This window comes from Thauera sp., from assembly GCF_047601425.1.
Lineage (GTDB): Bacteria > Pseudomonadota > Gammaproteobacteria > Burkholderiales > Rhodocyclaceae > Thauera.
On sequence record NZ_JASGJL010000001.1, the window covers coordinates 1,424,804 to 1,448,795 of the forward strand.

Sequence of the window (23,992 nt, forward strand, 5' to 3'; positions counted from 1 at the left end):
CCCATGAACGACAGCGCCCCCGACCTGCGCGAGCTGTACCAGGAGGTCATCTTCGACCACAACCGCCAGCCGCGTAACTTCCACGCCATGGCCGACGCCGACCACCAGGCCGACGGCCACAACCCGCTGTGCGGCGACCAGCTCACGGTCTATCTGCGCATCGAGGATGGTCTGGTCAAGGACGTCAGCTTCGTCGGCCACGGCTGCGCGATTTCCACCGCCTCGGCCTCGCTGATGACGGAGGCCGTCAAAGGCAAGCCGGTGGCCGAAGTCGAAGCCCTGTTCCACGACTTCCACGCCCTGCTCACCGACGTGCCGCCCGACCGCGACTTCGGCAAGCTGGCGGTACTGTCCGGCGTGCGCGAGTTTCCGGCGCGGGTGAAGTGCGCCACGCTGGCCTGGCACACCCTGCACAACGCGATCGTCGGCGCCCAGGAGCCGGCCCGCACCGAATGACGGAGACGACCATGGGTGAACGCTATGCCGAAACCGAATCCCGCGTGCTGGCGCGCGACTGCGACGCCGTCAGCGTGCCCTGGGGCCAGCCCGAGACGCTGCCCGAAGGCGCTTATGCGCTGGTGACGCAGCGCCTGGGCGGTTCGATCACGGTGATGTGCGGCGGCAATCTGTACCGCATCGCCGAACGCGACGCCGCTGCGCTGGGGCTGGAACCCCAGCTGCCGCCACCGATGCCCGCACACGCCGAAGGCGAAGCCGATGCCGCCTCGGTCGAGCAGAACGCCTGGAAAGTGCTGGGCACCTGCTACGACCCCGAGATTCCGATCGACATCGTCAATCTCGGCCTGGTCTATGGCTGCACCGCCGAGCCGCTGCCCGACGGCGGCTTCCGCCTGGAAGTGCGCATGACGCTGACCGCGCCCGGCTGCGGCATGGGCACGCTGATCGCCGACGAGGCGCGCGAAAAGCTGCTCGAGATCCCCGGCGTCAGGGAAGCAACGGTCGAACTCGCATGGGATCCGCCGTGGAGCCGCGAAATGATGAGCGAGGCAGCGCGGCTGGAGATGGGTTTGTTTTGAGGCTGGACGGCGTCTTGACCGCCAAGCGATGCACACGTCGCCGCAGGAGCGGCTTCAGCCGGGGGGCGCCTAGCCGTGAACAGGGGCCTGATACCGCTTTCGCAGCTGGGCGCCCCCGACCTAAACCGCTCCTACCGGGAAATCTTCTTCATGGATCGGGCCAAAGGCGAAACCCATCCCCCTCGCATCAGCGCAGCGAAAACTGCACCTGTCCGCTGTCGCCGGCCGCCTCGACCTTGGGCTCGAGCACGAAGATGCGCTCGCCCGGCACGCCGCCTTCGCCAGCCAGCCAGTCGCGTACGGCCTGGGCGCGCCGCTGCGCCAGGGCACGCAGTTCGTTGTCGCCGACCGTGGCGTTGGCCAGGATCAGCGCCTCCATGTCGGCCACCGGCACATCCTTGGTCATGCCGATGAAGTTCTTCGGCTTCTTGAAATCGCCTTCGCGATAGGCTTTTTTCAGCAGCTCGCCATACTCTTCCGCGCCCACTTCGATGTCGTCGAGCGATGGTGCCTCCTGCCCCTTCGCCACCATCGTCTTGAGCTTCTCCGCCTTGACCATGTTCTGCAGCGATGCCTGCTTCAGGCCGTCGGTATCGACTGCCGGATCGGCACGGCCGGTGACGTCGAGCCTGAGCGCAGGCCTGTCGAGCAGCGCCTTGGCCAGGGTCGCAAGCTTCTCGTGCTCGGCGTCGGCGGGTGCGGCCGCCCCGGGCGCCAGATCCAGGTGCGACAGTTCCTCTCCTCCGCCCAGCACCGAACCGAGCAGCGCGAACGGCGAGGTGACCGCCTTGCCGATCAGGTTGAACAGCATCTTCATCGCCAGCCCGAACACGCTGAACTCGGGGTCGTCCAGCGTACCGCTGACCGGCAGGTGCAGGTCGATTTCGCCACGGCTGTTCTTCAGCAGCGATACCGCGAGCTGCACCGGCAGGTTCAGCGCGTCCGGGCTGTCGACCTTGTCGCCGAAGGTGAGCTGATCGAGGAAGATCTGGTTGGTGGCGGTGAGCTTGCGATCCTCGATCTTGTAGTTGAGATCGGCCGACAGCTTGCCCTTGGCGATGCCGTAGCCGACGTATTTGCCGGCGTAGCTCGACAGTCCGGTCAGTTCGAAATCCTTGACCGAGGCGAGGATGTCGAGATGCGCATCATGGCGGAAGGGATTCAGCTCTCCAGCGACCTTGACCGGCGCCGCCTTGTTGACCTTGCCGGTCAAGTCCAGCCTGGCAAGCGTGCTCGGATCGGTCGACAAACCGGCCAGTTCCCCTGCCATGTCGGTCAGATTGACGTCGTAGTTCGGACGGACGAAACGGTCGCTGAAGGCAATGTTGCCGCGCTTGATCTCGATGCAGTCGATACGGATCGGCGGCGGCGGCGCACTGGGCTCCGGCAGCTCCGCACTGCGCTGCCCTTCGGTCTCGCGCCGGCCGGTGTTGGCGAGCGACGGATCGGCGAACGGGTCAAGCGCCGAGGGCGCCGACGAGGGCGGCTGCGTCGCCGCCGCCGCTCCGCCGCCCCCCGCTTGATCACCGCCCTGTATTTCCCGCAGGTTCAGGCGCCCCTGTTCATCGAGAATGAGCCTAGTGTAGAAATCATCCAGGGTGATGCGCTGCACCGCCAGCGAGAAGGGCTCGACGTCGACATTGATGCCGCCTACGCGCAAGCTGCGCCAGCGCAGGAAGTCGGTCGCGTTGAGCTTGTCCACCGAGGCGAAATTGCCGACGCTGACGTCGCCGCGAAAGTTCGTCCGCATCACGCCGCCGCGCCCGGTGTCGAGCTTGAGCCGTCCCTGGGTCGTGACATTGCCGCGCGAAATCGCGATCTTGGTCTGTTCCAGCACGTAGGGCTGGACAGGCAGCAGGTCGATGCTGCGCGCATCGATGCGCAGATCGGCCTTCAGCGGCTCCAGTCCGAGACTGCCGCTCACGCCGAGCCGGCCATTGCGGTTGATGCGCGAGTCGAGCTTGAGCTGGCTGAGCGCGTCCTTGGCCGTCGAAAAACCATCCACTTGCAGGCCGATGTTGTCGACGGCCAGCACCACCGGCTTGTTCACCGTGCGGTCCTCGAGCCGTACCGACGCAGCCTGCAATGCGAACCTGTCGACGGCGACGACCCACGGCGCTTCCGCGGCCGGCTTGCCGCCCCTGGACTTGCCGGCTTTCTGGGCGGCGGTTTTGTCGCCGGGTTTCGCGGCCGGGCCGGTGATGCCGAGCAGGTCGATGTCGCCGTTCTTGAGCCGCACCACCGCCACGCTCGCGCCCTTGATGTCGAGCGCGGCGAGCTTGACGCTTTGTCCATCGAGATCGAGCACCGCCTCGCGCGCATCCAGTTCGGGCACCTTGAGCGCAGCGTCCTTTGCTCCCTTCAGCGCCAGGGCGAAATCGCGCACTGCCAGCGTATCCGCCTTGAGATCGATACGTGGCTCGCCCTTGCCGTCCAGTACGACGTGGTAGCGCACTGCACCGCTGAGCGTGCCGCCGCGCAATTCGCCGCCCGGCAAGGCTTCGGCCAGATAGGGAGCGTAGCGCGACGCCTGGATGGCCTCGAAGTTCAGCAGGCCGTCGAACTCGAAGGGCTCGAGGCGCAGGCGGTCTTCATGCACCAGCTTCTCGCCGGCATCGGTGACGTAGTCGAGCCGGATCTCGGCCGGCATCTCGGCATCGGTGGCGAGGTCGCGCAGGTCGAGGTTGATCGCCTCGATGCGGGTCTTGAAGGCTTGCTTCAGGCTGCGATCCTCGAAGCGCACGATGCCGTCACGGATCCGCGCGTGCGCAAGCAGGAAGTCGGGCTTTCCGGCCGCATCGGCCGTGCCCGAAGCCTCCGCCGCAGGCGTCTCGGCCTCGCCCTTCTGCTGCCTTGCCTTCGGCTTCGCCTCGGGTGCCGGCTCTGCGGTCGCCGGCAGCAGCTTGAGCAGGTTGATGCCGCCGTCCTCCAGCCGCACCAGGTCGATCTCGGGCTGCGCCAGCCGCAGGCGGGTGAAGTGCCAGCGGTTGATCAGCGGCTGCACGTCGGCGAACTCGAGTTCGAACTCGGGAATGTTCGCGACCGCCGTGCCGTCCTTGTCCAGCAACTGGAAAGCCTCGAGCTTCAGCGGTCCGCTCAGCGCGAGTTCGGGCTTGCCGTCCTCGGCCTGCCTGAAAGTCAGCTCGATGTTGCTGCTGAGCTGGGCCGACGGCAGGCTGAACGCTGGATCGAAAGGCGCATAGACCAGCCAGGGCGTGAGGTCGAACTTGTCGAGCACCACGTCGAGAATGGTGTCCTGCGAATCCGCAAAGGGCTTCAGCCGCGCCTTCATGTGCAGCGGGTTGCCGTCGAGCGAGGCCGACAGGCTGGGTTCGACGAAGACATCGACCTTCACCGGCAGGTTCGAGATGAAGGGCAGGCCGACCTCCAGGTCCGCCACTTCGTGCACCAGCCCTCGCGGCTTGTCGTCCACCCGGACATGGCCGCCGCTGATGCGGATGTTGCCGATCGAGAACAAGGCGCCGGATTCGTCGGCCGGCTCTTCCTTGTCGGCGAGCATCGCTTCGATCCGCTCGGCGACGTCGCTCCAGCTGTGGCGCCCGCCCTCATCGATGCCGACCTCGAGCCGCGGCCCGCTCAGCGCCACTTCATGCAGCACCACGCCGCGCTGTATCAGCGACTGGATCGGTTCGGCATTGACCCGCAGCGCCTCGAAGGCGAATGCCTCGCTGCCGGCATCGGCTGTGAGGATCTTCAGTCCGCGCACTTCGACCGTGGCGCTGAAGGGATTGAGGGCGACGCCGTCGATAGACACCGGCCGGCCGAGCGTCTCGCCCAGAATTTTCACGGCGTAGTGCTTGGCAACCGGCGGTACGGCAAGGAAGCCGACCGCACCGATCACGATCACCACACCCGCGGTCCACAACGCCGGGCGAAGCAGGCTCCGTTTGCGGAGCGGTGCGTTCGGACCGGTGGTGGTATCAGTCATAAATCACCCCAGCAAGCTGACATTCTCGATCTGTTCGTTGCGCCATCCGGCCGGCGCGTTTGCCGCCCGATGGCGCAGCGCGTATTCTGCGCCGCTTTCGACATTGCAGGTACCCACGTGGCGCACCCAGCCTCCTCCGGCCGCCAGCCGGCCGACCGCAGCTACGACGTGATCGTCATCGGCGCCGGTGCGGCCGGCATGATGTGCGCAGCCACCGCCGGCCAGCGCGGCCGCCGCGTGCTGCTCGTCGATCACGCCGAGAAGCTGGCCGAGAAGATCCGCATTTCCGGCGGCGGGCGCTGCAACTTCACCAACCGCCGCGTCAGCGCCGACAACTACCTCAGCCGCAATCCGCATTTCGTGCGTTCCGCACTTTCGCGCTACACGGCGGCGGATTTTATCGGGCTTGTGCAGCGCCACGGCATCGATTTCCACGAAAGGGATTGGGGCCAACTTTTTTGTGACGATTCCGCTCAGCAGATCATCGACATGCTGCGCAGTGAATGCGAGGACGGCCGCGTCGATTGGGCCATGCCGGCAAAGGTGCTGGAAGTGGCCCGCGGCGGCAGCGGTGCCGAAGGCTATCTCATCGACACCAGCATCGGCCGCTTTGCCGCCCCAAGCCTGGTCGTCGCCACCGGCGGGCTGTCGATTCCGAAGATCGGCGCCAGCCCGCTGGGCTACAGGCTGGCCGAGCAGTTCGGTCTGCCGGTGATCGCGCCACTGCCGGCGCTGGTGCCGCTGACGCTGCCGCCCGAGGCCTTGTCGCGGCTCGCGCCGCTGGCCGGCATCTCGCTCGAGGTCGAGGCCCGCTGCCGCGGCCCGGTGTTCCGCGAAGCCGCACTGATCACGCACCGCGGCCTGTCCGGGCCGGCCATCCTGCAAGTGTCGAACTACTGGCAGACGCAGGCTTACGGCGACGACGAGCGCGAGCCGATCGCGCTCGACCTGTTGCCGGACCTCGATACCGAACCCTGGCTGCTCGAACACGCCGGCGAGCGTACCCTGCTCGCCAACCTGCTGTCGGAGCGCCTGCCGCGCCGCTTCGCCCATGCCTGGTGCGAGCTGCACGGCTGGACGAAGCCGCTGAACGCCTTCCGCCATGCCGAGCTGCGCACCATCGCCGCCACGCTGTCGGGCTGGAAGCTGGCGCCATCGGGCACGCAGGGCTACGCCAAGGCCGAAGTCACGCTCGGCGGCGTGGATACGCACGCGCTGTCGTCACGAACGATGGAGGCGCGCGCCTGCCCCGGCCTGTATTTCATCGGCGAGGTGATGGACGTCACCGGCCACCTGGGCGGCTACAACTTCCAGTGGGCCTGGTCCTCGGGCGTGGCCTGCGGGCTGGCAGCCTGACCCGGCCGCGCCAAGCTGTCATCATCCACGCATGACTTCCACCGCACACCCCCTTCCGCTACGGCAGGATGCCCGCACCATCGGCCTGATCGGCCTGGCGCACGGTTCGTCGCACTTCTTCCACATGCTGCTGCCGCCGCTGTTTCCGTTCCTGATCGCGGAATTCGGCTTCAGCTATTCCCAACTGGGACTGCTGGTCTCGGTGTTCTTCGTGATCTCGGGCGTCGGCCAGGCACTGTCGGGCTTCCTCGTGGACCGAGTGGGCGCACGACCGGTGCTGTTCTGCGCGCTGTCCTGCTTCGTGCTGGCAGGGCTGGTTGCGGGCTCATCCGCCAGCTACGCCGGCCTGCTGGTGGCGTCGGTGCTGGCGGGCCTGGGCAATGCGCCCTTCCATCCGGTGGATTTCACCATCCTCAACAAGCGCGTGTCGCCGCAGCGGCTGGGGCACGGTTTCTCGGTGCACGGCATCTCGGGCAACCTGGGCTGGGCGACGGCGCCGGTGTTCATGGCCGGCATTGCCACGGCCACCGGCTCATGGCGCATCGCCTGCCTGTCCGGCTCCATGATGGCGCTGGTGGTGCTGATCATCATGATCTGGAACCGCGACGCACTCGACGATCGCCAGGGAACATCGGCAGGCCCGGCCGCGAAAAACACCACCGCTGCGGCCGAAGAACATCCGCTCGCCTTCCTGAAGCTGCCTTCGGTGTGGCTGTGTTTTTCCTTCTTCTTCTGGAGCACCTGCTCGCTGACGGCCATCCAGAGCTTCGCCAGCCCCACGCTGCAGCAGCTCTACGGCCTGCCGCTGTCGCTGACGGCGATGGTGGTGACCGGCTACATGCTGTGCGGCGCCGCCGGCATGGTGGTCGGCGGCTTCCTCGCCGCGCGCGTGGAACGGCTGGAGAAGAGCATCAGCGTATGCCTGCTCGCCACGGCCATGCTGCTGGCGCTGGTGGGCTCGGGCCTGCTGTCCGGCACGGCGGCGCTGGCGACGACGGCCCTGGCAGGCATGGGGATCGGACTGGCGGGCCCTTCGCGCGACATGCTGATCAAGCGTGCCGCACCGCCCGGCGCGACCGGGCGCGTATACGGCACGGTGTATTCCGGGCTGGATCTGGGTTTCTGCATCGCAGCACCGGTATTCGGGGCCATGCTCGACGCCGGCATGAGCTCGGCCATCTTCTACGGTTCGGCGATGGCGCTGGTGCTCGGTGTCTGCTCGGCGGGACTGGCGGGCCTCGGCGTCGCCGCGCGCGCCGCCCGGCAGCAGCGTGCTGCAGCCCGAGAGGGCTGATCGAAAAGGCCGCCGGCCTGTGGCGGCTCAGGCCCTGCTCCCGCCTTTTCCCGCACGTTTGCCCAGCAGCGGCAGGTAGCCGAAAGCCTGCAACAGCAGCAGCACGGCAAAGGCGAACTGCAGCGCTTCGGGCATCGCCCAGCCCCAGTTGCGCAGCAGATCGAGCACCAGGCCGATACCCCACTGCACTAGGAAAGCGCCGAGGAAGACCATCAGATTGATCGAGGTGCTGACCCGGCCGAACATCTCGCGCGGGAAATTGTTCGCTGCCGCCAGGTAGGACTGTGAATTCACGGCGGACAGCACGCCGAACAGGAACCACACCACCACGACCGGACCGACCCTGAACAGGATCGCCGCCAATACCAGCAGCAGGCCCGCATAACCGACCTGCAGCATGCGCAGAGGCTGCACGCCGCGGCGCGCCAGACGCACGCCGAACATGCCGATGGACAGCTGCCCGGTCAGCATGCCGAGATTCAGCACCAGCAGCATGCGGGCCGTTTCCGCTAGGCTCAGCCCTTCGACGTGCATCAGCCAGGGCACCGCCCACAGGCTCTGCAGCGCCATGAAGCCGCCGACGAAGAACAGCGAGGAGCCGGCGAAACGCAGGAAGGCAGGCGCGGCGAAAATATCCGCCACGCCCCGGACGATGTTTGCCAGGCTGAGCTGGCCGCCAGGCGACTCCTCGCGCGGCAGGTTGTAGAAGAGGCTGGCCGACGCCGCCAACGCAACGGCCGCGATGCCCCAGAACACGCCCCGCCAGCCAAGCAGCGGAAGCAAGGCCTCGAGCGGCGCGCTGGCAGTCAGCGCCCCCAGCGCGCCGCTGGCCATCACGTAGCCCGTCATCGAACTCTGCCGATCGGGCGGATACCACAGCGCAAAACCCTTCAAGGCGCCCATCAGGCAGGCCGACACGCCCAGCCCGATCAATGCCCGGCCCAGAGCGAGGCTGCCGATCGAATCGCCCTGTGCGAACAGCATCGCCCCCAGCGCGGTCAGCAGCAGCAAGGCGCTCTCGACACGGCGCGGGCCATAGCGGTCGAGCGCGATCCCGACCGGAATCTGCGCCAGCCCGAAGGCGAAGAAGTACATGCTGGTCAGCAGTCCCAACTGAGCGGCCGACAGCTCGAGCTCGCCAGTCAGCGCCGGCGAAATCACCGCATTGACCGTACGCAGCAGGTAGGACAGGTAGTAGCCCAGCGCAAAGGGCAGGAAGATCCGGCTCCAGGCGCCCGGCACAGCAGCATTCGACATGCCGCCTCCGGCGGAACGAAAAGCGCGATTGTGCCTGCGTGGCGCACGATTCCTCAAACGAATCGCAAGCGATCGCCTCGCCAACCATCGGCGGCGCCTTACCCGACTTGACTCGCATCAATGCCGGCCGACGGTCACGGCGGAGAATGGCCTCCATCCCATCGGAGCAGACCATGAGCACGATAGCCGAACTGATGACCCACGATCACCGCGCCTGCGACCACGATTTCGCCCGCGCGGAAACACTCGCCGCCCGCCATGACTGGCAAGGCGCAGGCGAAGCCCTGGAAGCCTTCGCCCACGGCCTGAGCGCCCATTTCGAAGCCGAGGAGCAGCAGCTTTTTCCCGCCTTCGAAGCCGCCACCGGCATGACCCAGGGCCCGACCCAGGTCATGCGCGGCGAACACGCCGACATGCGCGCCGCACTCGCGCGCCTGCGGGAAGCGCTGCAGGCACGCGACGCCGACGATTTCGCCGGCGAGGCGGAAACCTTGCTGATCATGATGCAGCAGCACAACATGAAGGAAGAGAACATCCTCTATCCGATGTGCGACGCCCGCCTCGCTCACGCAAGGGACGAACTCTGTAGCCATCTTTCCCAGGCACTCGCCGTGGAGCACGCATCATGAACACGAGCATCGTTGACGCCCGCGGTCTGGAACCTCCGGAGCCTTTCGAACGCGCCATGGAAGCGCTGGCCGACCTGCAGCCCGGCCAGCAATTCACCCTGCTGCTCGATCGCATGCCGCATCCGCTGCTGCGCATGCTCGACCGCGATGGCTACCGCAACGAGGTGAACATCCGCGACGATGGCGCCGTGGAGATCCTGATCGGCCGTCCATGAGCACTGCCGCGAGCAAGCCATGAGCAGCGCCAATCCGGGACTCGCCTATGAAGACACGCCGCCGCTGTCGGCGCCGTTGCGCTTCTTTCTGACCGCACCGCTGTTCGGCATCTGCGCAGGGCTGGTGCTGCTGTTCGGCGACGGTGTGCTCGATTCGCGGTGGACGCCCGGCGCACTCGCCGCCGTCCACCTGTTCGCAGCCGGCTTCATGCTGCAGGTGATGGTCGGCGCACTGCAGCAGATCCTCCCCGTTGTCGCCGGCATTTCCATCCCTGCAGCACTTGGCGTCGCAAGCAGCAGCCATGCGCTGCTCACGCTCGGCGCCGCCGGCCTTGCCGGCGGCCTCGCCTTCGGCATCCCGGACGCCATCATCGGTGGCGCCTTGCTGCTGCTCACCGGCATCGGCATCTTCCTCTTTGCCGCGCTGGCAGGCCTGATCCGCTCGCCGTCGGTCAAGGTCACCAGCCACGCCCCTCGCGACCTGCGCCTGGCCATGATCGGCCTGGCAGTCACCGCAGTGCTCGGACTGGCACTCGCCTTCACCATCGGCCGTGGCAAGCCCCTGCCGATACCGCTGCCCGATGCCGTCGATCTGCATGCCGCATGGGGCTGGCTGGGCTGGGGCGGCATCCTGCTGGCTGCAACCAGCTGGGTCGTGGTACCGATGTTCCAGATCACGCCCGGCTACCCCATCCGGTTTACCCGCTGGTGGGCTCCTGCAGTGCTGGCCGGCCTGATCTTGTGGTTGACGGCCCGCTCGCTCGGTGCGGATGGCACGAGCATGATCCTCGGCATCACCCTGATGTTCGCCTTCTGTGCCTTCTCGCTGCTGACCCTGAGGCTGCAGTCGCGCACCCGCCGCAGCATGCCGGACACCTCCTTCCACGCCTTCCGCATGGCGATGATCGCGATGCTCGCCGGCATCGCCGCGCTGAGCCTCAACCTCGTCGACGATGCCGGCCACTGGTCGGTGCTCGCCGGCGTGCTCATCCTGCACGGCGGCTTCGCCGGCGCCATCAGCGCCATGCTGTACAAGATCGTCCCTTTCCTCGCCTGGCTGCACCTCACCCAGGCCGGCATCCGGGCCCCGAACATGAAAAAGCTGCTGCCCGACGCTCCTGTCAAACGACAGCTGAAACTCCATCTCGCGGTACTCGCCACTCTTTCCACCGGCGTGTTCGCGGCTGGTGCCGCGCGCCTTGCCGGGCTGTTGATGCTTATTGAATTCGGGTGGCTGATGCTCAACATGTTACGCGTTGTGCGTAACTGGCAGCACGCACGGGAAACATGAAAAATCCCGCAAAAGATGTTTGACGGCATGCCGGGACCTCTGTATAGTTCGCGGCTCTCGGGGTGTAGCGCAGTCCGGTAGCGCGCTTGCTTTGGGAGCAAGATGTCGGGGGTTCGAATCCCTCCACCCCGACCAGCTCACACCTCGATGCCCGCGGGAATCTGCCCGTAGCTCAACTGGATAGAGCACCAGCCTTCTAAGCTGGGGGTTGCAGGTTCGATCCCTGCCGGGCAGGCCAGGACAGGTTTTAGTGGCGGCATTAGCTCAGTTGGTAGAGCACTGGATTGTGGCTCCAGGTGTCACCGGTTCGATTCCGGTATGTCGCCCCATATACAGCAAGGGCTGTGGATACTGATCCACAGCCCTTTTTGTTTTGCATGTACATGGCTCTGCCGAGCCGGCCTGCGCTCGATTCACGAACATCCGGCGCATCCAACGATGACCTGCCTCGCCGGATGCGCCGATGGCCTTGATCAGCCCTCAGCCGGCCACACCTGACCGGCCATGCCTCAGCCGGCCGTACCTAACCGGCCGTACCCACCTTCATCTGGCTCTGCAGGTAGTTCGGCATGCCGACCATGTCGATCAGGCGCAGCTGCTGTTCGAGCCAGTGGATGTGGTCTTCCTCGGTATCGAGCAGCAGGAGCATCAGCTTCTCGCGCGTGACGAAATCCCTCTCCTGCTCGCACAGCGCGACGATCTCGCGCAGTTGCCGGATCACGGTGATCTCCATGTCCAGATCGTGCTTCAGCATCTGGGGCACGTCGCGGCTGGTGCTGGCCGGCAGGCGCTGGCCGAGATCGGGCGTGCCTTCGAGGAACAGGATCCGCTCGATCAGCACCTTCGCATGCGTGAGCTCTTCCTGATGCTCGTGGTAGATGCGATCGTAGAGATGCAGCAGGCCCATGTCGTGGTAGACGTGGGCATGGACGAAATACTGGTCCGAAGCCGTCATCTCGTAGGCGAGCATCTTGTTCAGTGCGTCGATGATCTTGGCGTTGCCTTTCATGGATTCTCCGTTTGGTCGTGTTACCAGGCAGTTCATCCCTGCCTTTCAGGAGGCCCCGCCTTAGAGGCCTGCCTCAAGGGGGCGGAGTCTGACTCAAGACAGGAGTTGGGTCAAAGAAAATTTTCCTTATCTGGCAATGCCTTAGAGAACGAGACGGCATCTCATTCACGGACTGCCCGGGAGGAACGCCTCTCATTGGCCATCCTCGCCGGCACCTGGCTCCTCATCGGCTGCTTTCGTTCTCCCACGAGGTGATTCACTGCATTGCAGGCAACAGACATCGACGGAACATTGGATTCTTCCCGGTGTCTGCCCGGTTCAGCATCGGTCACTGAGCACACCGGCCCCTCTGCATGGCATCTTTCATTCACGTCATTACCTGCCCCCGATGACAAACTCGCCCAAGCAGGCAAGCCTGACCGCGTTTTTCAATCTTCGGCGCGACGAAATCGTACCCGTGCTGCTGGCCGGCCTGTTCTTCTTCTGCGTACTGACGGCGCTGATGGTGCTGCGCCCGGCGCGCGACGCGCTGGGCATGCAGCGCGGCATCGAGACGGTGCGCTGGCTGTTCATGGGCACTGCGCTGGTGACCTTGCTTGCCAATCCGGTGTTCGGCTGGCTGGTCAGCCGCCTGCCGCGGCTGAAGTTCATCGCCGCGACCTATGTCTTCTTCGCGCTGAGCCTAGTCGGCTTCCATCTGTTGCTGGTGCTGGCGCCGGAAGCGGTCGGCATCACCAGCGGGCAGGTGTTCTACGTCTGGTTCAGCGTCTTCAACCTGTTCGCGACGATGCTGTTCTGGGCGCTGATGGCGGACCGCTTCACGCTGGAGCAGAGCAAGCGCTTTTTCGCGCTGATTTCGGTGGGCGGCACGCTGGGCGCGATCTTCGGCCCCTGGCTGGCTTCGGTGCTGGCGCGCCCGCTGGGCACGCCGGCGCTGCTGCTGGTGTCGGCCGGCTTCCTGATGCTGGCGCTGGGCGCGGCGTGGGCGGTGGCGCACAGCCAGCGAGCTGCCGGCGCAGGCGGCGCCGGGCAGGCGGAACGGCCGGAACATGCGGTCATCGGCGGCAGCGCATGGCAGGGCCTGAAAGCGGTGTTCGCCTCGCGCTACCTGCTCGGCATCGCGGTCTACGTGATCATCATGGCGGTGGTCGCCACCCTGCTCTACTTCACCCGCCTGCAGATGGTGGCCGCGCTCGGCGGCGACATGGACCAGCGCACGGCGCTGTTCGCCCGCATCGACCTGATCACCCAGGTCACGACCCTGGTGCTGCAGGCGCTGATCGCCGGCCGCATCATGGAACGCTTCGGCGTCCACCTGACGCTGATGCTGCTGCCGCTGACAGTGGTGCTGGGCTTCGTCGGCCTGGCCATCGTCGGCACGCTGGCGGCGCTGATCGTGTTCGAGGCCGCCTTCCGTGCCGTGCAGCGGGCGCTGACGCGGCCGGCGCGCGAGACGCTGTACACGGTCGTCAGCCGCGAGGACAAGTACAAGTCGAAAGCCTTCATCGACACTTTCGGCTACCGCGGCGGCGACGTGGCTGGCGCCCAGGTCGAGGGCCTGCTCGGGCGGCTGGGCATGGGCCTCGCCGGCCTGGCCAGCGTGGCGATTCCGCTGGCGCTGGCCTGGGCCGCGCTGGGGCTGTGGCTGGGGCGCGCCCAGCTGCGCCTGGCTGCGGAACGCGGAGCAAGCCTTCCTCCAGCCCCGGCCGCCGCGCCGGAAGAACCTTCCACGACAAGGAGTCCAACACCATGATCACACGACGAGACTGCCTCAAGCTTTCCGCCGCTGCGGGCCTGGCCCTGGCAGCCCATCCCCGGCTGCTGATGGCCGCCGAGGACAGCCGCAACCTGATCACGCGGACGATTCCCGGCACCAGCGAGCAGTTGCCGGCCGTCGGCCTGGGCAGCTCGGCATCCTTCTCCCGGATCGCCGGCGAAGGCAATGTCGAACGCGTGCGTGAAGTGCTGGAAGCCTTCGCGCGCGGGGGCGGCACGGTGTTCGATACCGCACCCGGCTACGGCGCAGCCGAGGAAGTGGCAGCCAGGATCGCGCAGGAAACCGGCCTCAATCGCAAGCTGTTCTGGGCCACCAAGGTGAACGTGGCCGGACGCGGCGGCGGCAAGGCGGATCCGGCCGCGGCCCGCGCCCAGATCGAGCAGTCGCTGGCACGGCTAGGCAATGATCGGATGGATCTGATCAACGTGCACAATCTGGGCGACGTGCCCACCCAGCTCGGCCTGCTCAAGGAATACCGCGATGCCGGGCGCGTGCGCTACATCGGTGTGACGACAACCTTCCCCGGCCAGTACGAAGAACTGGAACGCATCATGCGCAGCGAGCCGCTGAACTTCGTCGGCGTGGACTACGCGATCGACAACCGGGTGATGGAGGAGCGCATCTTCCCGCTGGCGCAGGAGCGCGGCACCGGCGTGCTGGCCTACCAGCCTTTCGGCCGCTCGCGGCTGTGGCAGAAGGTGGATGGCCATGCGCTGCCGGACTGGGCGGCCGAATACGACATCGCTTCATGGGGCCAGTTCTTCCTGAAGTACGTGATCTCCCACCCCGCGGTCACGGTGGCCACGCCGGCAACCAGCCAGGCGCGCAACGTCATCGATAACCTCGGTGCTGCACGCGGTCGCCTGCCCGATGAACCCGGCCGCCGCCGGATGTTCGAGCACATCCGGTCGCTATAGGAGAGATACCGCCCATGCCGCGCACGAAAACAATGCTTCTATACCCATAAAAATTTTTGTATTTGGAATTATTGCATTGCACAATACATCCCGCTAGTATTTGAACCGTCTCCTCCACCCTCCTCCTTTGGTGTGGATTTAAGCCCGGACTGCCAAACGTCCGGGCTTTTTCTTTTTGGCCCCCTCCCTCGCTGCCGGGCCTTTCTCAACGGGTGCCGGATGGCCCCGGGTGATTGCGATGTCACGCCCAGCAGCTTTCCAGCCCCGGCCGATCGGCTTGCTGCTACCCCCTGATTCTGCTATTAAGTCGCCTCTACCATTCACCAACCTACGGAAGTTGAGATTCATGGCTGACGATACCCTGCACAAGCAATTCCCGCCCTACGTTCCCGCCGCTGGCGAGGAATACATGAGCGAGAAGCAGATCGCCCACTTCCGCGAAATCCTGGGTTCGCTGAAGGGCGAATTGATGGAGGACATCGAACGCACCGTACACACGATGCAGGACGAAGCCACCGTTTTCGCCGACCCCAACGACCGCGCCAGCCAGGAGTCCGACATTGCGCTCGAACTGCGCAACCGCGATCGCGAGCGTAAGCTGATCAAGAAGATCGACGAGGCGCTCGGCCGGCTCAATGACGGCGAATACGGCTACTGCGACAGCTGCGGCGTCGAGATCGGCCTGAAACGGCTGGAAGCCCGCCCGACGGCCACCCTGTGCATCGACTGCAAGACGTTGGAAGAAATGCGCGAGCGCCAGGTCGCCAGGTAATCTCCAGGCAAGGACGGCTTGCTGCAGACGATAAAAAAGGACGCCACGGCGTCCTTTTTTGATGCTTGCTGCACCGCCGCAGCGGGCCAAAGCCCGCTGCCACGGTTCATCAGCCAGCGTTTTCGTTCAGCAGCGCCTTCATGCTCAGGCGGATCTTGCCGCGCTCGTCGGTCTCGAGCACCTTCACGCGCACGACCTGGCCTTCCTTGACGTAGTCGGACACATTGTTCACGCGCTCGTTGGCGATCTGCGACACGTGCAGCAGGCCGTCGCGGCCCGGCATGATGTTCACGATGGCGCCGAAGTCGAGCAGGCGCACGACCGGACCTTCATAGACCTTGCCGACTTCGACTTCGGCGGTGATCGCCTCGATCTTGGCCTTCGCCGCCTGGGCGCCTTCGGCGCTGACCGACGAGATCGTGATCTGGCCGTCGTCCTCGATCTCGATCACGGTGCCGGTTTCTTCCTGCAGGCCGCGGATCACCGCACCGCCCTTGCCGATCACGTCGCGGATCTTCTCGGGGTTGATCTTCATGTTGATCATGCGCGGCGCGTACTCGGAGACTTCGCCGCGCGAGCTGCCCAGCGATTCCTTCATGATGCCGAGGATGTGCAGACGGCCGGCCTTGGCCTGGTCCAGCGCGACCTGCATGATGTCCTTGGTGATGCCCTGGATCTTGATGTCCATCTGCAGGCCGGTGATGCCGTTCTCGGTGCCCGCGACCTTGAAGTCCATGTCGCCGAGGTGATCCTCGTCGCCCAGGATGTCGGTCAGCACGGCGAAGCGGTTGCCGTCCTTGATCAGGCCCATGGCGATGCCGGCGACGTGATCCTTCAGCGGCACGCCGGCATCCATCATCGCCAGCGAACCGCCGCAGACCGAGGCCATCGACGAAGAGCCGTTGGATTCAGTGATCTCGGACACCACGCGCACGGTGTAGGAGAAGTCCTCGGGCTTCGGCAGCATCGCCACCAGCGAGCGCTTGGCCAGGCGGCCGTGGCCCACTTCGCGGCGCTTGGTCACGCCGAAGCGGCCGGTTTCGCCGGTGCAGAAGGGCGGGAAGTTGTAGTGGAGCAGGAAGCGCTCCTTGTACTCGCCGGCGATGGCATCGATGATCTGCTCGTCGCGGCCGGTGCCCAGCGTGGCGACGACCAGCGCCTGGGTCTCGCCACGCGTGAACAGCGCCGAACCATGGGTGCGCGGCAGCACGCCGGTGCGGATCGTGATCGGGCGCACGGTGCGGGTGTCGCGGCCGTCGATGCGCGGCTCGCCGTTCAGGATGCGGCTGCGGACGATGCCCGATTCGATGTTGAAGAAGATGTCCTTCACTTCGGTGGCCGACGGCGGCGTGTCGACGCCTTCGCTCAGCGCCGCCATCACGCGCTTGCGGATCTCGCCCAGGCGGGTCGAGCGCTCCTGCTTGCTGGTGATGCGGAAGGCTTCTTCCATGTCGGCCTTGGCCAGTTCGGTGACGCGGGCGATCAGCGCATCGTTGCCCGCCGGCGCCTGCCAGTCCCATTCGGGTTTGCCGGCGATTTCGACCAGTTCGTTGATGGCCTTGATCGCGTTCTGCATCTGCTCGTGGCCGAACACGACTGCGCCCAGCATGACCTGCTCGGGCAGTTCCTGCGCTTCGGACTCGACCATCAGCACGGCAGCCTGGGTGCCGGCGACCACCAGGTTCATCTGACTGGTCTGCAGCTCGGTCGCGGTCGGATTCAGGATGTACCGGCCGTCGGCATAACCGACGCGGGCGGCGCCGATCGGACCGTCGAAGGGAATGCCCGAGATCGCCAGCGCCGCGGAGGCGCCGATCATCGCCGGGATGTCGGCATCGATTTCGGGGTTCAGCGACAGCACGGTCACGATCACCTGGACTTCATTCATGAAGCCTTCGGGGAAGAGCGGGCGGATCGGGCGGTCGATCAGGCGCGAGGTGAGGATTTCCTTCTCGCTCGGACGGCCTTCACGTTTGAAGAAGCCGCCGGGGATGCGGCCCGCGGCATAGAACTTCTCGACGTAATCGACGGTGAGCGGGAAGAAGTCCTGGCCCGGACGCGCTTCCTTGGCCGCCACCACGGTGGCCAGCACCACGGTCTCGTCCATGTTCACGATGACGGCGCCGCCGGCCTGGCGAGCGATCTCGCCGGTTTCCAGAGTGACGGTATGCGCGCCGTAGGCAAAAGTTTTCTTGATAGCGTTGAGCAAGGGAATTCCTTTAACGATGAATGCAGCGAACCACAACTGCGGGCGGCGGATGGAAGCATCCTGCCGCGGGAGAACCAGCCAGTGCTTGCGGGGGTGCAAACGGCACAAAGCCGGCGGTGCCGCGGAGGCACGCACCGGCTTTGTCGCTTACCTCGCCCTGACGGGCGCTGTCGGGCTGGTCATGGACGCAATTACTTGCGCAGGCCCAGACGCTCGATCAGGTTGCGATAGCTTTCGGCGTTGCGGCCCTTCAGGTAGTCCAGCAGCTTGCGACGCTGGCTGACCATCTTCAGCAGGCCACGGCGGGAGTGGTGATCCTTGCCGTGAGCCTTGAAGTGGGGGGCGAGCCCGTTGATGCGGGCGGTCAGGAGCGCAACCTGGACTTCCGGCGAACCGGTGTCGCCCTGGGCGCGCTGGAAGTCGGAGACGATCTGCGACTTGGATGCGGTATCAAGAGCCATGTGTGTCTTTACTCGTGTTTTTTCTGCCAATCAGAAGCGGGGGATTATACCCAAACCCGCGCCAGAAACTCAATCGATAATCATGCAGATGCGGCTGGCGCATCCGCCCCGGTGGCAATCAGGCGGCGCGCCGCCAGCTTGCCATCCTGCTGCCACTGGCCCAGGCCGAGGAAGCCCTGCGGCCCATAGACACGCACCAAACCTTCGGCACCCGTCTCGCCCAGCGCCAGCACCCTGCCCTGCAGCAGCCCACGCGCCTGTTCGGCGTCGAGCCGGCAGGCCGGAAACGAAGCCACCAGCGCATCGGCAGGTGCCAGCAGGCCGGTACGGGCCTCGGCCGGCTGTGCTTCCAGGGTTTCGAGCGTCACCGCATCGGCGACGTCGAAAGCGCCGATGCGGGTACGGCGCAGCGCGCACAGATGCGCGCCGCAGCCCAGCGCCGAACCGATGTCCATCGCCAGGCTGCGGATGTAGGTACCTTTGCTGCAGGCCACGCGGATGCTGAAGCGGGTATCGGCGAAATCGAGCAGTTCGAGCGCATGGATTCGCACCTTGCGCGCCTCGCGCTCGATCTCGATCCCTGCCCGCGCATATTCGTACAAGGCCTTGCCGTCGCGCTTCAGTGCCGAATACATCGGCGGCACCTGTTCGATGTCGCCGCGGAAGTGCTCGAGCACCGCCTCGAGCCGAGTCCGTTCGACCGCCACCGGCCGGGTCGCCAGCACGGCCCCTTCTGCGTCGCCACTGTCGGTCTCGATGCCCAGCTGGACGACGGCCTCGTAGGTCTTGTCGGCGTCGAGCAGCATCTGCGAGAACTTGGTCGCCTCGCCGAAAGTCAGCGGCAGCAGGCCGCTTGCCATCGGGTCGAGCGTGCCGGTGTGGCCGGCCTTGGCGGCATTGAGCAGGCGGCGCGCCGTCTGCAGCGCCCCGTTCGAGCTCATGCCCCGCGGCTTGTCGAGCAGCAGCACGCCATCGACGATGGTCCGGACGATCTTGCGTTGCACCTGCTTCGGGCGGCGCGGACGCTGCGCGGCCTGCTCCATCTCCGGCTCAGGACTTGCCGTCATCGTCCTTGCCGCTGTCGTCCCTGCTTTCGTCGAGATTGCGCGCTTCGTCCTCGCGCACCACTTCGTCGATCAGCCGGGACAGGCGCGAGCCTTCCTCCACCGAACGGTCGTAGTGGAAATGCAGCTCGGGAATGGTGTGGATACGGATGCGGCGGCCGAGCTCGCGGCGCAGGAAGCCGCCGGCCCGGCGCAGGCCCTTGAGGATTTCAGGCACGTCCGCCTCGCCCGTCATCGAGGTGAAGAACACCTTGGCGTGGGCGTAGTCGGGCGTGATCTCGACGTCGGTCAGGGTGATGAAGCCGACGCGCGGATCCTTGACTTCGAGCCGGATCAGCTCGGCCAGCTCGCGGCGGATCTGCTCCACCACGCGCTGGCTGCGGGAATACTCCTTGGGCATCGCTTACAGCGTCCTCGCCACTTCCTTGATCTCGAACACCTCGAGCTGGTCGCCTTCCTGGATGTCGTTGTAGTTCTTGAGCTGCAGGCCGCACTCGTAGCCGAACTTGACTTCCTTGACGTCGTCCTTGAAGCGCTTGAGCGATTCGAGCTCGCCGGTCCACAACACCGTGTGATTGCGCAGCAGGCGGACGTGCGAACCACGCTTGACCATGCCTTCGAGCACGTAGCAGCCTGCGATCGAGCCCACGCGGGAAATGGTGAAGACCTGGCGGATCTCGACCATGCCGATGACTTCCTCGCGCTTCTCGGGCGCCAGCATGCCGGACAGCGCCGCCTTCACCTCATCCACGGCGTCGTAGATGATGTTGTAGTAGCGGATATCGACACCGAAGGTCTCGGCCAGCTTGCGCGCGCCGGCATCGGCGCGGGTGTTGAAGCCGATGATGACCGCGCCCGAAGCCTGCGCCAGGTTGACGTCGGATTCGGAGATCGCGCCCACCGCGCCGTGGATGACGTTGACCCGCACCTCGTCGGTGGAGAGCTTCTGCAGCGACTGCACCAGCGCTTCCTGCGAACCCTGCACGTCGGCCTTGATGATCAGCGGCAGGCTCTTGACCTCGCCTTCCGCCATCTGCTCCATCAGGGTCTCGAGCTTGGCCGCCTGCTGCTTGGCCAGCTTGACGTCGCGGAACTTGCCCTGGCGGAACAGCGCGATTTCGCGCGCCTTGCGTTCGTCGGCCAGCGCGATCGCCTCGTCGCCGGCAGCCGGTACGTCCGACAGGCCGAGAATCTCGACCGGGATCGACGGTCCTGCTTCGTCGATCTGCTTGCCGTTCTCGTCCAGCATCGCGCGGATACGGCCGTAAGTGGCACCAGCCAGCAGGGCGTCGCCCTTGCGCAGGGTGCCGGACTGCACCAGCAGCGAAGCCACCGGGCCGCGGCCCTTGTCGAGGCGGGCTTCGATGATCAGGCCCTTGGCCGGCGCATCGACCGGCGCGGTCAGCTCCAACACTTCGGCCTGCAGCAGGATGGCTTCGAGCAGCTCATCGACGCCGGTCCCCTTCTTGGCTGACACCGGCACGAAGATCACGTCGCCGCCGTACTCTTCCGGCACCACGCTTTCGGCGATCAGTTCCTGCTTGACGCGCTCGGGGTTGGCTTCGGGCTTGTCGATCTTGTTGATCGCTACCACCAGCGGCACGCCGGCGGCCTGGGCGTGGTGGATGGCTTCGCGCGTCTGCGGCATGACGCCGTCGTCAGCCGCCACCACCAGGATGACGATGTCGGTCGCCTTGGCACCACGCGCACGCATCGCCGTGAAGGCCTCGTGGCCCGGCGTGTCGAGGAAGGTGACGACGCCACGAGAAGTCTCGACGTGGTAGGCACCGATGTGCTGGGTGATGCCGCCGAATTCACCCGACGCGACCTTGGCGCGGCGGATGTAGTCGAGCAGCGAGGTCTTGCCGTGGTCGACGTGGCCCATGACCGTGACCACCGGCGCACGCGGCAGCACTTCGACATCCTTGTGCTCGTCGTGCTCGTCGAGGAAGGCATCCGGATCGTCCAGCTTGGCCGCCAGCGCGGTGTGGCCCATTTCCTCGACGATGATCATCGCCGTGTCCTGGTCGAGCACCTGGTTGATGGTGACCATCGTGCCCATCTTCATCAGCACCTTGATCACTTCGGTGGCCTTCACCGCCATCTTGTGGGCAAGATCGGCCACGGTGATGGTCTCGGGCACGTGCACTTCACGCACGATCGGCTCGCTCGGCGCCTGGAAGTTGCTGCGTTCGTCGCTCTGGTGGCGGCCATGGCGACCGCCGCCCTTGCCGGCGCCGCGCCAGTTGTTGCCGCCCGTGCCCACTTCGCCACGGGTCTTCAGGCCGCCACGGCGCTTGCCGCCGTCCGCGTCGCGTGCAGGCGCACCGCGCTTGACATCCTTGGCGCCCGCCTTGTCGTCGGCCTTGGCCGGACGGTGCAGGGTGCCGCTGCCCGGCTTGGCCGCAGCGGGCTTGGCCGGCTCTTCCTGCTTCTTCAAGGCTGCAGCGACACGTGCTTCTTCCTCGGCACGGCGCGCGTCGGCAGCGGCACGCGCAGCGGCCTCGCGCTCCTGGCGGGCACGAAGATCGGCAGCCTGACGCTCCCGCAGCGCACGCAGACGTTCCTCATCGCGCCGGCGCGCAGCGATTTCCTCATCGCTGAGAATCTCGTTGATCGGCAGCGGCTTGGAACGCACCAGCGTGGTGGTGGTTTTCGTCTGTGCCGGTGCCGCGGCAGGCTCGGCAGCCGCAACAGGTTCAGGCTCGACTTCGGGCTGGGCGGCGACCGGTTCGGACTGGGCGGCCTGGGGCGGCTCGACCGCTGCAGGCTGCTCCGCCACCGGCGCTTCGGCCTCGGCCTGTACGGGCTCGGGCGAAGCCGGCTCCGCCGGTGCGGCGGTCTCGGCCACCGGCGCGGGGGTCGGCACTTCGATCTGCACGGGCGGCAGATCGGCCATCGGCGCCTCTTCCACGGCTTCGGGCATAGGCGTTTCGGCAGGAGGAGCTTCGGCGGCGACTTCGTCACGCTTGACGAAGGTCCGCTTCTTGCGGACTTCGACCTGCACGGTACGTGCACGGCCGGTCGAATCGGTGGCACGAATCTCGGTCGTCTGCTTGCGGGTCAGGGTGATCTTGCCCTTCGGCTCGGTATCGCCATGCGCACGGCGCAGGTACTCGAGCAGACGCGCCTTGTCCTGTTCGGTGAGCAGGTCGGCCGGGCCGGTTTTTTCCACGCCGGCACGCTTCAACTGCTCGAGCAGCACCGCGGCCGGCATTTTCAGTTCGCCGGCAAACTGGGTCACGCTCATGTTTTCCATTACTGCCCTCCCATCATTCCTGGAACCAATGGGCGCGCGCAACGGAAATCAGCGCCTTGGCTCTTTCTTCGTCGATCCCGGCCATTTCGACCAGTTCGTCGACCGCGAGGTCGGCGAGGTCGTCACGGGTGCACACACCCTGCTGGGCCAGTTTGGCGGCAAGGGACTTCTCCATGCCGTCGAGATTGAGCAGATCGTCGGAGACGTTCTCCAGCTGCTCTTCGGTCACGATCGCCTCGGTCAGCAACACGTTGCGTGCGCGGTTGCGCAGCTCGTTGACCGTCTCTTCGTCGAAGGCTTCGATCTCGAGCATCTCGGCCAGCGGCACGTAGGCGATTTCTTCCAGGGAGGAGAACCCCTCCTCGATCAGGATGTCGGCGATCTCCTCGTTGACGTCCAGCTTTTCCATGAACAGCGAACGCAGTCCCTGCTGTTCCTGAGCGGTCTTCTCGGCCGATTCCTGCTCGCTCATCAGGTTGATCGTCCAGGCGGTCAGCTCGGAGGCGAGCTTGACGTTCTGGCCGTTGCGGCCGATGGCGATGGCGAGATTGTTCTCGTCCACCACCACGTCCATCGCATGGGCTTCCTCGTCGACGACGATGGACACCACTTCGGCCGGCTGCAGCGCGGCGACGACGAACTGGGCCGGATCCGGCGCCCAGACGATGATGTCGATCTGCTCGCCGCCGATCTCGTTGCGCACCGCGGTGACGCGCGAGCCGCGCAGGCCGACGCAGGTGCCGATCGGGTCGATGCGCGGATCGTTCGACTTCACCGCGATCTTGGCGCGCAGGCCGGGGTCGCGGGCGCAGGCCTTGATCTCGAGCAGGCCGTCCTCGATCTCGGGGACTTCGAGCTCGAACAGCTTCATCAGGAACTCGGGCGCGGTGCGCGACAGGATCAGCTGCGGGCCGCGGGCGCCGCGGTCGATGCGCAGCAGGAAGGCCTTGACGCGGTCGCCGACGCGCAGATTCTCGCGCGGAATCTGCTGGTCGCGCGGCAGCACGGCTTCCATGCGGCCGACTTCGATGATGGCATTGCCGCGCTCCATGCGCTTGATCGCGCCGGAGACGAGGAATTCCTTGCGCTCGAGGAAGTCGTTCAGCACCTGCTCGCGCTCGGCATCGCGGATCTTCTGCAGGATGACCTGCTTGGCGGCCTGGGCGCCGATGCGGCCGAAATCGATCGGCTCGAGCTCTTCCTCGATGTATTCGCCGAGCTGCACGTCGGCGCGGACGTCGCGCGCATCGATGACGCCCATCTCGGCTTCGTCGTTGGTGACTTCCTCGTCGGGCATGACGACCCAGCGGCGGCACGAGGTGTAGTCGCCCGTTTCGCGGTCGATCGACACCACCACGTCGGCGTCGTCGTGGATGCGCTTCTTGGTTGCGGAGGCCAGCGCGGACTCCAGCGCGGCGAAAACGATGTCCTTGGCGACGTTCTTCTCACGTGCCAATGCATCAACAAGCAGCAGGATCTCGCGGCTCATCTCAGGA

The 23,992-nt window shown here is 65.9% G+C and carries 19 protein-coding genes and 3 tRNA genes; 13 read left to right on the plus strand and 9 right to left on the minus strand.

Annotated elements, in window-relative coordinates; all coding sequences use genetic code 11:
• Window positions 1-3: 3 nt before the first annotated feature.
• On the plus strand, window positions 4-456 hold the full coding sequence (sufU, locus tag QM748_RS06940) for a Fe-S cluster assembly sulfur transfer protein SufU (protein WP_263459302.1): 453 nt from the start codon (window positions 4-6) through the stop codon (window positions 454-456).
• An 11-nt stretch (window positions 457-467) separates the two neighbouring features.
• On the plus strand, window positions 468-1,037 hold the full coding sequence (gene sufT / locus QM748_RS06945) for a putative Fe-S cluster assembly protein SufT (RefSeq protein ID WP_415246290.1): 570 nt from the start codon (window positions 468-470) through the stop codon (window positions 1,035-1,037).
• A 187-nt stretch (window positions 1,038-1,224) separates the two neighbouring features.
• Here sufT and QM748_RS06950 read toward each other — a convergent pair whose 3' ends face one another.
• A complete protein-coding gene (locus tag QM748_RS06950; protein WP_415246291.1) occupies window positions 1,225-4,986 on the minus strand; it encodes a DUF748 domain-containing protein in 3,762 nt (1,253 codons plus the stop codon).
• A 117-nt stretch (window positions 4,987-5,103) separates the two neighbouring features.
• Here QM748_RS06950 and QM748_RS06955 point away from each other — a divergent pair, with 117 nt between their 5' ends.
• Together QM748_RS06955 and QM748_RS06960 are read left to right on the plus strand one after the other, a co-directional pair.
• Window positions 5,104-6,342, plus strand: a complete 1,239-nt coding sequence (locus tag QM748_RS06955) for an NAD(P)/FAD-dependent oxidoreductase (RefSeq protein WP_415246292.1) — start codon at window positions 5,104-5,106, stop codon at window positions 6,340-6,342.
• A 31-nt stretch (window positions 6,343-6,373) separates the two neighbouring features.
• Window positions 6,374-7,636 carry an MFS transporter gene (locus QM748_RS06960; protein WP_415246293.1) on the plus strand — a complete coding sequence of 421 codons (1,263 nt, stop codon included), beginning with the start codon at window positions 6,374-6,376 and terminating at the stop codon, window positions 7,634-7,636.
• A gap of 27 nt (window positions 7,637-7,663) precedes the next feature.
• Here the strand turns inward: QM748_RS06960 and QM748_RS06965 are convergent, their stop codons facing one another.
• Window positions 7,664-8,893, minus strand: coding sequence for an MFS transporter (locus tag QM748_RS06965; protein WP_415246294.1), 1,230 nt, complete (start codon window positions 8,891-8,893; stop codon window positions 7,664-7,666).
• A 173-nt stretch (window positions 8,894-9,066) separates the two neighbouring features.
• Here QM748_RS06965 and QM748_RS06970 point away from each other — a divergent pair, with 173 nt between their 5' ends.
• From QM748_RS06970 to QM748_RS06995, 6 genes are all read left to right on the plus strand, one after another.
• Window positions 9,067-9,522 carry a hemerythrin domain-containing protein gene (locus QM748_RS06970; RefSeq protein ID WP_415246295.1) on the plus strand — a complete coding sequence of 152 codons (456 nt, stop codon included), beginning with the start codon at window positions 9,067-9,069 and terminating at the stop codon, window positions 9,520-9,522.
• Window positions 9,519-9,737: a DUF2249 domain-containing protein gene (locus tag QM748_RS06975; protein ID WP_415246296.1), complete on the plus strand. Its 219-nt coding sequence runs from the start codon at window positions 9,519-9,521 to the stop codon at window positions 9,735-9,737. Before QM748_RS06970 ends, QM748_RS06975 begins: the two co-directional genes overlap by 4 nt.
• A gap of 19 nt (window positions 9,738-9,756) precedes the next feature.
• Window positions 9,757-11,028, plus strand: a complete 1,272-nt coding sequence (locus tag QM748_RS06980) for a hypothetical protein (RefSeq protein WP_415246297.1) — start codon at window positions 9,757-9,759, stop codon at window positions 11,026-11,028.
• A 58-nt stretch (window positions 11,029-11,086) separates the two neighbouring features.
• Window positions 11,087-11,163: transfer RNA gene (locus tag QM748_RS06985), tRNA-Pro, on the plus strand.
• Between the two features lie 26 nt (window positions 11,164-11,189).
• Window positions 11,190-11,266, plus strand: a tRNA-Arg gene (locus tag QM748_RS06990).
• A gap of 15 nt (window positions 11,267-11,281) precedes the next feature.
• A tRNA-His gene (locus QM748_RS06995) sits at window positions 11,282-11,357 on the plus strand.
• Window positions 11,358-11,551: 194 nt separating this feature from the next.
• Here the strand turns inward: QM748_RS06995 and bfr are convergent.
• On the minus strand, window positions 11,552-12,037 hold the full coding sequence (gene bfr / locus QM748_RS07000; RefSeq protein WP_415246298.1) for a bacterioferritin: 486 nt from the start codon (window positions 12,035-12,037) through the stop codon (window positions 11,552-11,554).
• A 388-nt stretch (window positions 12,038-12,425) separates the two neighbouring features.
• Between bfr and QM748_RS07005 the strand changes: the two genes are divergently transcribed.
• The 3 genes from QM748_RS07005 (at window position 12,426) to dksA (ending at window position 15,503) form a co-directional block, all read left to right on the plus strand.
• A complete protein-coding gene (locus QM748_RS07005) occupies window positions 12,426-13,790 on the plus strand; it encodes an NTP/NDP exchange transporter (RefSeq protein ID WP_415246299.1) in 1,365 nt (454 codons plus the stop codon).
• Window positions 13,787-14,731 (plus strand): aldo/keto reductase, encoded by a 945-nt coding sequence (locus tag QM748_RS07010; RefSeq protein ID WP_415246300.1) that lies wholly within the window; start codon window positions 13,787-13,789, stop codon window positions 14,729-14,731. The genes QM748_RS07005 and QM748_RS07010 overlap by 4 nt, the downstream gene beginning before the upstream one ends.
• 346 nt (window positions 14,732-15,077) lie before the next feature.
• Window positions 15,078-15,503, plus strand: a complete 426-nt coding sequence (gene dksA / locus QM748_RS07015) for an RNA polymerase-binding protein DksA (RefSeq protein WP_068638146.1) — start codon at window positions 15,078-15,080, stop codon at window positions 15,501-15,503.
• Between the two features lie 109 nt (window positions 15,504-15,612).
• Here the strand turns inward: dksA and pnp are convergent, their stop codons facing one another.
• The 6 genes from pnp to nusA all read right to left on the minus strand — a co-directional run bounded on the left by pnp (window position 15,613) and on the right by nusA (window position 23,985).
• Window positions 15,613-17,712 carry a polyribonucleotide nucleotidyltransferase gene (pnp, locus tag QM748_RS07020; RefSeq protein ID WP_415246301.1) on the minus strand — a complete coding sequence of 700 codons (2,100 nt, stop codon included), beginning with the start codon at window positions 17,710-17,712 and terminating at the stop codon, window positions 15,613-15,615.
• A gap of 191 nt (window positions 17,713-17,903) precedes the next feature.
• Window positions 17,904-18,173 (minus strand): 30S ribosomal protein S15, encoded by a 270-nt coding sequence (gene rpsO / locus QM748_RS07025; protein ID WP_004332752.1) that lies wholly within the window; start codon window positions 18,171-18,173, stop codon window positions 17,904-17,906.
• 80 nt (window positions 18,174-18,253) lie between these two features.
• Window positions 18,254-19,240 carry a tRNA pseudouridine(55) synthase TruB gene (gene truB, locus QM748_RS07030; RefSeq protein ID WP_415246302.1) on the minus strand — a complete coding sequence of 329 codons (987 nt, stop codon included), beginning with the start codon at window positions 19,238-19,240 and terminating at the stop codon, window positions 18,254-18,256.
• Window positions 19,224-19,637 (minus strand): 30S ribosome-binding factor RbfA, encoded by a 414-nt coding sequence (gene rbfA / locus QM748_RS07035; protein ID WP_415246303.1) that lies wholly within the window; start codon window positions 19,635-19,637, stop codon window positions 19,224-19,226. The genes truB and rbfA overlap by 17 nt, the downstream gene beginning before the upstream one ends.
• Window positions 19,638-19,640: 3 nt before the next feature.
• Window positions 19,641-22,496, minus strand: a complete 2,856-nt coding sequence (gene infB / locus QM748_RS07040) for a translation initiation factor IF-2 (RefSeq protein WP_415246304.1) — start codon at window positions 22,494-22,496, stop codon at window positions 19,641-19,643.
• Between the two features lie 13 nt (window positions 22,497-22,509).
• A complete protein-coding gene (nusA, locus tag QM748_RS07045) occupies window positions 22,510-23,985 on the minus strand; it encodes a transcription termination factor NusA (RefSeq protein WP_415246305.1) in 1,476 nt (491 codons plus the stop codon).
• Window positions 23,986-23,992: the final 7 nt, after the last annotated feature.